Genomic DNA, 8,880 nt, shown 5'->3' with positions numbered 1-8,880 from the left:
CTTCCCCTCCCCCCCGCTCTTCCGATCTGGGGCGCCGCGGGCGCCGCGCGGGTGGCCGATCGCGATCGCGCCGCCCCGGGTGTTGACGATCTCCGGGTCGACGCCCCAGGCGTCGACGCAGACGAGCGACTGCACGGCGAACGCCTCGTTCAGCTCGACGGCGCCCACCCGGTCCCAGCCGATGCCGGCCCGCGCGAGGGCGCGGTTCGCCGCCTCGACCGGGGCGTACCCGAAGTCCTGCGGGTCGAGGGCGAACGCGCCCCGCCCGGCGACGCGCGCGAGGGGCTCCAGGCCGATCCGCCCGGCGGCCTCGGCGGAGCCGAGCAGCAGGGCTGACGCGCCGTCGCTCAGCGGCGACGCGTTGCCGGCGGTGATGGTGCCGTCCGGGCGGAAGCTCGGCTTGAGGCCGGACAGCTTCTCCAGCGACGTGTCCGCGCGGATGCCCTCGTCGCGCTTTAGCCCCTCGACGGGGACCACCAGGTCGTCGTAGAAGCCCTGGTCCCAGGCGGCCGCAGCGAGCCGGTGCGAGCGCAGGGCGAACGCGTCCTGGCGCTCGCGGCCGACGCCGTACCTCTCCTGGAGCAGCTCGTTGGCCTCGCCGAGGGAGACGGTCCACTCCTCCGGCATGCGCGGGTTCACCAGCCGCCAGCCGAGCGTGGTCGACACCGCGGTGACGTTCCCGGCGGGGAAGCCCTTCGCCGGCTTCGGCAGCACCCACGGCGCCCGGGTCATCGACTCGACGCCGCCGGCCAGCACCACGTCGGCGTCGCCGGTCTCGATCGTCCGGGACCCGATCATCGCCGCGTCGAGGCTGGACCCGCACAGCCGGTTGACGGTCGTGCCGGGCACGCTCGTCGGCAGCCCGGCGAGCAGCGCGGCCATCCGGCCGACGTTGCGGTTCTCCTCGCCCGCGCCGTTCGCGTTCCCCCAGACGACCTCGCCTATCGCCGCGGGGTCCAGCCGGGGCGCCCGCTCCAGCAGCGCGGTGATCACGCCGGCCGCTAGGTCGTCGGGCCGCACGCCCGCCAGGGCGCCGTTGAACCGTCCGAACGGCGTCCGGACGGCCGAGTACAGATAGGTGCTCATGCCACCGAGGCTAGGTGGCCTCCCTTGATACAGTGAAGTATCAATATTCGTGCAGATTGATACGCAGGCAATATGGATCTCCGTCACCTGCGGTACTTCGTCGCCGTCGCCGAGGAACTCCACTTCGGCCGCGCCGCCGAACGGCTCAACATGGCCCAGCCGCCGCTGTCGCAGGCGATCCGCCGGCTGGAGACCGATCTCGGCGTCGAGCTCCTCCACCGCAGCACGCGCCGGGTCGACCTCACCGACGCGGGCCGCGGCTACCTCGCGCGCGCACGGAGGATCCTCGGCGAGGTGGACGAGGCGGCCCACGAGGCCCGCCGGATCGCGGCCGGCGCCGTCGGGCACCTCACGATCGGCTGCGTCGGCTCGGCCACCTACAGCCTCCTGCCCGCCCTCTCCCGCGGCCTCTCCCTCGAACTGTCCGGTGTCGACTTCTCCTTCCGCGGCGAGATGCTCGTGCCCGACCAGGCCGCCGCGCTGCGCACCGGCGAGATCGACCTCGCGCTGCTGCGCCCGCCGATCGCCGACCTGTCCCTCACCGTCCTGCCGCTGCGCCGGGACCGGCTCGTCGTCGCCGTCCCCGCCGACCACCCGCTCGCCGCCCAGCGGCGGGTCGAGGTCGCCGACCTGGCCGGCGCCGACCTCATCGTGCACTCCGCCGACCGCCGCTCCGTGATGTACGACGTGGTGCTCGGTCTCTTCCGCGACGCCGCCGTGGAGCCCCGGATCCGGCACGAGGTCGGCGAGACCTCGACCCTCGTCACCCTCGTCGCGGGCGGCCTCGGCGCGGCCGTCGTCCCCGAACCGGTGACGGCCCTGGCCCTCGACGGCGTCGTCTTCCGCCCCCTGGCCCGTCCCGCCGCCGGCGTCGACCTGGCCATCGCCCACCGGACCGACCGCACCGAACCCCACCTGGCGCGCGCCGTCTCCGTCGTCCGGCGGATCGTCCAGGAAACCGGCCGCGCGGGCGGTTCCTCACTGATCGAATGATGGTCACTTTTCGTGACTGATCGTGTCCGAATGGTAATGCTTCGCACGTCAGGCGAGTGGCCGCGTGATTGTATGGCTCCATGGCTCGGAGCAACATCTGGGAGCACGGCAGGGACGCTCCCGTCCCGGCGGTCGCCGTCCTCGACGCCCGCGGCGACGTGGTCGGATGGTCGAAGGCGGCCGGCGAGCTGCTCGGCTATCCGCCGGAGGGGATCCTCGGCCGCCCCGGCACCGACCTGCGCATGGAGCGCGACCGCGCACGCCGCATCTGGACGTGGAACGGCGGCCACGGCGACGACGACTACCGGGTCGGCATGGTCGACCTCCGCCACGAGGACGGCGGCCAGATCGTCACGCACCTCGAGCGGATCCGGATCACCACCCCGGGCGGGGCGCCCGCCTGGGTCGTGGCGGCGATCCCCGCCTCGGTGTTCACCCTCGGCACGTCCGTGCTGGAGCCGCTGCTCAGCGCCGCGCCCGTGGTGATGGTCGCCTGGGACACCGACCTGCGGTCGGTCTGGCGGAACGAGCGGGCGCAGCGGCTGGAAGGGGCCTTCCCCTGCTTCCGGGTGGGCCGGCCGCTGCCCGAGAGCCCCGGCGAGCTCGAACCCCTCGTCCCGCCGGAGCTGATCCGCGAGGTGCTCGCCGACGGCGTCCCGGTGCTGGACCGCGAGTCCCGGTGGGGCGGCACCGGCGGGGAGAGCACGTTCTCGACGTTCCTGTTCCGCGTCGAGGCCCTCGACTCGCGCCCCCTCGGCGTGTGCCTGATGGCCATCGACATCACCCATAGCCGGGCGCGCGAGCGGCTGGCCCTGCTCCGCCGGGCCAGCGTCCAGATCGGCACCACCCTCGACGTCCAGCGGACCGCCCAGGAACTCACCGACCTCGCCGTCCCGGCGTTCGCCGACTACGCCACCGTCGACCTCACCGAGGCCGTCCTGCCGGGGACGGAACCCCTGGAGCGGCTGGAGGCCGGCGACAGCGGCATCCCCGTGTTCCGCCGCGCGGGCCTGGCCTCGATCCACGCCGGGATCCCCGAGTCCCTGTGGCCGCAGGGGCAGCCGGTGTACGTGCCGCCCCGGTCCCCGTTCACGCTGGTCCTGGAGTCCGGCCGCTCCCATTTCGAACCCGAGATGGACACCTCGCCGGGGAGCTGGCTCGACGCCGACCCCGACCGCGCCCGGGTCATCGACGCCATGGGCATGCACACGCTGATCATCGTCCCGCTGTGGGCGCGCGGCAGCCTCCTCGGCATCGCCGTGTTCGTCCGCACCGACAACAAGGCGCCGTTCACCCGGGACGACCTGGTGCTCGCCGAGGAGCTCGCGGCCCGCGCCGCGCTGAGCCTGGACAACGCGCGCCAGTACACCCGCGAGCACGACGCGTCCCTCGCCCTCCAGCGGCAGCTCCTGCCGCGCAGGCTGTGCGGCGGGGACATGATGGAGCTGGCCTCGCGCTACCTGCCGTCCGACGTCCACCAGGGCGTGGGAGGCGACTGGTACGACACGATCCCGCTGCCCGACTCCCGCCTCGCCCTCGCGGTGGGCGACGTGACCGGGCACGGGCTCAACGCCGCCGCGAGCATGGGGCGCCTGCGCACCGCCATGCGGACGCTCGCCTACCTCGGACTCCCTCCGGCCGAACTGCTCGCCCGCCTCGACGAGCTGTACGCGCGCCAGGACGAGGAGGAGCAGGGCAGCGCCCTGTCGCCCATCGCCGCGACCTGCCTGTACATCGTCTACGACCCGGCCTCCCGGCGCTGCTCCATGGCCTCGGCCGGGCACCTCCCGCCCGCGATCGTCGATCCCGGCGGCGGCGTCTCCTTCCCCGACCTTCCCGCGGGCACCCCGATCGGGCTCGGGCTCGGCGCGCACCGGTCCGCTGAGGTCGAGCTCGCCCCGGGGACCCTGCTGGCCATGTACACCGACGGGTTGATCGAGCGGCGCGACGACGACCTCGACGCGGGCATGCGGCGCCTCGGCGCGGCCCTGGCCCGTCCCGACGTCCCGCTGGACCGCCTCTGCGCCGGCGTGGTCGACACCATGGTGACGAGGACCGCCGAGGACGACGTGACGCTCCTCCTGGCCCGGACCCTCGTGCCGTCCTGAGTCACTCCAGGTCGAGGCCCTGGGGAACGTCCGTCGGGTGCAGGTCCCTGCGCGTCCGGACGTACCGGACCGAGTGGCGCCACCGGCCGTGCTCCGTCGCGGCGTCCACGCTGATCTCGACGACGACGTCCGGGACGACCCGGACGTACGGGGTGGGCGCCTCCGCGCCGGGCATCCCGCCGGCCCATCCGGCGGGCAGGACCGCCGGCCACGGGTGGTCGTCCCCGGCGGGCGCCAGCAGGCCGGCGAGCTCGCGGCGCGCGGCCGGGGGCAGGGGACCGGAGCGGGCGACGACGCGCAGCCGCCCGTCCGGCCGGTACCGGCCGAGGATCAGGGTCTCCGGGGCGGCGGCACCGCCCGTGACGCCGCCGACGACGGCCTCGGTGGTGGTGCGGTGCTTGACCTTCCACCAGCCGCGCTTGCCCTCCTGGTAGCGGCCCGAGGCGGCCTTGACGACGAGGCCCTCGATGCCCTGCGCTGGCAGGATCTCGAACCACACCCGGGCCTCGCCCACGTCGCGCATCTGCGGGCACAGCACGATCCGGGACGTGTCCGGCACGCCGGACAGGAGGTGTTCGAGGGCCTCGCGGCGCTCGGACAGCGGCCTGGGCCGGTAGTCGGTCCCACCGGCCTCCAGGACGTCGAACACGACGTAATGGCACGGCTCGGTCAGCGCGAGCTCGCGGCGGCGGCGCCCGGCGACGTGCCGGCGCTGCAACGCCGCGAAGTCCAGGCGCCCGTCGCGTCCCCAGCGGACGATCTCGCCGTCGACCACCGTCCCCGGCGGCAGCGCGTCGAAGACCGCCGGCACGACCTCGGGGAACGCGTCGTTGAAGCTCTTCAGGCGCCGCGACCACAGGCGCACCCCGCCCTTCTCGTTCACGATCGCCAGCGCGCGGAACCCGTCCCACTTGGGCTCGTACCGGCACCCGCCGGGACAGGCCGCCTCGTCCGGGATCCGGTCGATCGCCGTCGCCGCCATCGGGACGACGGGCCCACCGATGCGCATAGCCGCCACCCCCCCCGTGAAGTGCGGCTACCCGCAGCCCCGCCGGAGACAGCGCGGCAACGGGATTCTTGGACACGGCATGGCCGGGTCATTGCCCCCCGGGCCGCGCGCCGGGCGGGCCGCCCGAAAGCCCCCACTCCGCGGATCTTGCCGGTCTAGGCTGGGCGGCGACTCGGCGCCGGGAGGTCTGGAGGTCCCACGATGGCCGGGGAGACGCACGACAGGGCGCCGGACACGCCCTCGTTCGACACCAGCGTTGCGCACATCGCCCGCATCCAGGACTACTGGCTCGGCGGCAAGGACAACTACGAGCCCGACCGGGAGGCCGCGGAGCAGGCCATCGCGGCACTGCCCGACATGGTCGCCTCGGTGCGCAACACCCGGGCGTTCCTGGCCCGCGCCGTCCGCTTCCTGGCCGCCGAGCGGGGCGTCCGGCAGTTCCTGGACATCGGCACCGGCATCCCCACGGCGGACAACACCCACGAGGTCGCGCAGGCCGCCGCCCCCGAGAGCCGCGTCGTGTACGTCGACAACGACCCGGTCGTCCTCGCGCACGCCCGCGCCCTGCTCAACGGCAGCCCGGCCGGCGCCACCTCCTACATCGACGCCGACGTCCGCGACACCGGCACCGTCCTGGACGCCGCGCGCGAGATCCTGGACTTCGAGCGGCCGGTCGCGGTGATGCTGATCGCGATCATGCAGTACGTGCCGGACGAGTCCGACCCGTACGGGGTCGTCCGCACGCTGGTCGACGCGGTCCCGAGCGGCAGCTACGTGGCGATCTCCCATCCGGCCACCGACATCCAGGCCGCCAGGATGGCGAATATGGCCGACCGGCTCAACGAGGCCATGGCGCAGACGATCACGCTGCGCAGCCGCGACCAGGTGGCGGCGTTCCTCGACGGCCTCGACCTCGTCGAGCCCGGCCTCGTCCGGGCCCCCGAATGGCGCCCGGACGTCCCGGCCCTCGCCTCCACCCCGTCCACCATGTGGAGCGGCGTCGCCCTGAAGCCCTGAACCGGCTAGCCGGTGCGTGCGGGAGGGACGACCTCGCCGACGGCGCCCGCGGCGTCCAGCCGGATGACGGTCGGGCCGCGCTCGCACTCCCAGGTGGTGACGTTCGCGAAGGCCGTCCCGTCGTGGTGCCAGAGGCCGCCGTCCTGGTGGATGTGCCCGAACAGGTGCAGCCTGGGACGGACCTGCCGCACCCGCGCCAGCAGGTCCGCGCAGCCGTGGCGGCCCGGCGGGGCGCCGGCGTCGCCGATGCCCAGCGGCGGGCCGTGCGTGATCAGGACGTCGACCCGCTCGGGGATCAGGGCCCACTTGCGGGCCAGCCGGCGGCCGCGCGGAAGGTTGAAGGCCCAGTCGTTGAACGCCGGCTGCCAGGGGCTGCCCCAGAACGTGACGCCGTCGATCTCGGTCCCGCTGTCCTGCAGGTAGCGGATGCCGCGCTCGGCCAGGACGGCGCGCGCCCGGTCGGGCCGGTCCTCCAGCATCCGGTCGTGGTTGCCGGCGACGACGATCTTCGTCCGGTGGGGGAGGGCGCGCAGCCAGTCGGCGGCCTCCCGGAGTTCCGCGAGGTCCTCGCCGCGCCGGCACAGGTCGCCCGCGTGGACGAAGACGTCCCCGTCGGGCACGGCGAGGTCGTGGTGGTAGGTGTGCGTGTCGGCCACCGCGACGATGCGCATTCAGATCACCCCGGCCTCGGCCAGCCAGCGCCACAGCTCGTCCTGCTGCACGACCGTGACCCCGAGCTTCTCGGCCTTGCCGGTCTTCGCGGCCCCGACGTTGGCGCCCGCGAGCAGGTAGTCGGTGTTGGCCGAGACCGCCGAGGCGGTGGTCGCCGCCGCCTGCTCGACCAGGCGCGTGACGTCCGGGCGGCTGATCTTCGCGCCCGAGCGCGGGTCGGTGAACGCGCCGGTGATCACGACCGACGCGCCCTTGAGCGGCGAGTCGCCCGCGGCCGCCGCGTCGACCGGCCGGTCCTCGTCCAGGACGTCGAGGTTCACGCCGCGCTCGCGCAGCGCCGCGATCTCCTCCCGGACGTCCGCGCGGGCGAAGAACGCCACGATGCTCTCGGCGGCCTTCGGCCCGATGTCGCGGATCGCCACCAAATCCTCGACGGTCGCCGCCGCGACGTCCTCGACGCGCTCGTAGCCGGCCAGGCACAGCCGCTTCGCCGTGCCCTCCGACGCCATCGGGATCGCCAGCCCGATCAGCGCGCGGCGCAGCCCCATGCCCTTGGAGGACGCGATCGAGTCGACCATGTTCCGGGCGCTGACCTCGCCCATCCGCTCGTAGCCGAGCAGCTGCTCGGCGGTCAGGTCGTACAGGTCGCTGCGGCGCCTGAGCACACCGTCCTCGGCGAGCTTCTCGATCCAGACGTCGCCGACGCCCTCCATGTCGGCCGCCTGGCGCGAGGCCCAGTGCATCAGCCGGCGCGTCGCCTGCGCCGGGCACTGGAGGTTCACGCACCAGCGCTCCTCGCCGGTGCCGCGGACCTCCAATTCCGAACCGCACGACGGGCAGTGCGTCGGCGGGACGATCTCGACCTCGCTCCCGTCGCGCCGCTCCGGCAGCGACCGGCCGGCGAACGGGATCACGTCGCCGCGCCGCACGACCGCCACCGTGTCGCCGATCCGCAGGTCGCGCTCGCGGATCAGGCGCGGGTTGTGCAGGGTGATGTTCTCCACCGTCACGCCGCCGACGAACACCGGCGCGACCTTCGCGCGCGGCGGGACGCGGCCGATCTTGCCGACCGGCCACTCGACCGACAGCAGCGTGGTCAGCTTCTCCTCCGGCGGGTACTTGAACGCGATCGCCCCGCGCGGCTCGGCGCTGTTGAAGCCCGCCGCGTCGAACGCCGCCGGCTCGTGCAGCCGCACCACGGCGCCGTCGATGTCGTAGTCCAGCCCGTCGCGGCGCCCGCCGATCTCGTTGATCGCGTCCACCACCTCGCCGGCGGACGCGCACACGTACTGGGCGACCGGCTCGAAGCCCTCCGGGAGGTCCATCGCGACGCCCTCGCGGTCGGCGCCGAACGCGTAGAACCGCAGCAGCCGCTCGGCCTTCGCCGCCGCCTCGGGATCCTTCAGCACGAGCGTCCCGGCGGCGCCCGACCGCGGGTTGGTCAGCGTCTTGTCCGGGTGCGCCTCGTTGTAGGCGGCCCACACCGACCGCAGCATCACCGCCTCGCCCCGGACCTCGACGCGTCCGGGCTCCTGGATCGCGGTCGGCAGCCCCGGGATCACATGGCGCACCTTCTCGGTCACCAGCTCGCCGACCGCGCCGGTGCCGCGGGTGGCGACGTAGTCGAGCCGCCCGTCGGTGTAGACGACGCTGAGCGAGAGGCCGTCGAGCTTCTCCGACACGCGGAACACCTGGCCGCCGAAGCGCTCGCAGAACGTGCGGATCTGCTCCTCGCTCGTCGCCTTCGCCAGCGAGAGCATCGGCCGCGCGTGCCGGACGGTCGGGCCGGTCAGCTCCGCCGGCGCGTTGACCTTCCCGAGCGGGCTGTCCGCCGGTTCGAGCTCGGGGTGCTCGGCGACGAGCGCCGCCAGCTCGTCCTTCAGCGCGTCGTAGTCCGCGTCGGGCAGCGGGCTGTCGCCGGTGCCGTAGTACAGGTCGTTCAGCCGCCTGACCTCGGCGGTCAGCTCCGCGATGCGCTCTTCAACGTCCACCCCT

At 74.1% G+C, this 8,880-nt stretch carries 7 protein-coding genes; 3 read left to right on the top strand and 4 right to left on the bottom strand.

Annotation, left to right across the window (positions count from 1 at the left end):
- Positions 1-1,086, bottom strand: a 1,086-nt coding sequence (locus ABZ914_RS16705; protein WP_500193772.1) for a thiolase family protein, incomplete at its 3' end; no start/stop codon positions are given.
- Positions 1,087-1,158: 72 nt separating this feature from the next.
- Here ABZ914_RS16705 and ABZ914_RS16700 point away from each other — a divergent pair.
- Together ABZ914_RS16700 and ABZ914_RS16695 are read left to right on the top strand one after the other, a co-directional pair.
- Positions 1,159-2,079, top strand: coding sequence for a LysR substrate-binding domain-containing protein (locus ABZ914_RS16700; RefSeq protein WP_500193771.1), 921 nt, complete (start codon positions 1,159-1,161; stop codon positions 2,077-2,079).
- Between the two features lie 80 nt (positions 2,080-2,159).
- Entirely contained in the window at positions 2,160-4,187 is a 2,028-nt protein-coding gene (locus tag ABZ914_RS16695; protein ID WP_500193770.1) for a SpoIIE family protein phosphatase, read from the top strand.
- A 1-nt stretch (position 4,188) separates the two neighbouring features.
- Here the strand turns inward: ABZ914_RS16695 and ABZ914_RS16690 are convergent, their stop codons facing one another.
- Positions 4,189-5,196 (bottom strand): ATP-dependent DNA ligase, encoded by a 1,008-nt coding sequence (locus tag ABZ914_RS16690; RefSeq protein ID WP_500193769.1) that lies wholly within the window; start codon positions 5,194-5,196, stop codon positions 4,189-4,191.
- A 201-nt stretch (positions 5,197-5,397) separates the two neighbouring features.
- On the opposite strand from ABZ914_RS16690, the gene ABZ914_RS16685 reads away from it, so the two are divergent.
- Positions 5,398-6,213, top strand: a complete 816-nt coding sequence (locus ABZ914_RS16685; protein ID WP_500193767.1) for an SAM-dependent methyltransferase — start codon at positions 5,398-5,400, stop codon at positions 6,211-6,213.
- Positions 6,214-6,218: 5 nt separating this feature from the next.
- Here the strand turns inward: ABZ914_RS16685 and ABZ914_RS16680 are convergent, their stop codons facing one another.
- The gene (locus tag ABZ914_RS16680) at positions 6,219-6,884 is read right to left on the bottom strand and encodes a metallophosphatase domain-containing protein (RefSeq protein WP_500193766.1); all 666 of its coding nucleotides are present in this window, start codon (positions 6,882-6,884) and stop codon (positions 6,219-6,221) included.
- Positions 6,885-8,876 carry an NAD-dependent DNA ligase LigA gene (gene ligA / locus ABZ914_RS16675; protein WP_500193765.1) on the bottom strand — a complete coding sequence of 664 codons (1,992 nt, stop codon included), beginning with the start codon at positions 8,874-8,876 and terminating at the stop codon, positions 6,885-6,887. It abuts the gene before it with no gap.
- Positions 8,877-8,880 lie beyond the last annotated feature (4 nt).

Origin of the sequence: Spirillospora sp. NPDC046719 (assembly GCF_040645715.1) — a bacterium.
GTDB lineage: Bacteria > Actinomycetota > Actinomycetes > Streptosporangiales > Streptosporangiaceae > Spirillospora.
Note: the sequence above shows the minus strand (reverse complement) of the source record. Positions and strands in the feature narration are given on the sequence as shown.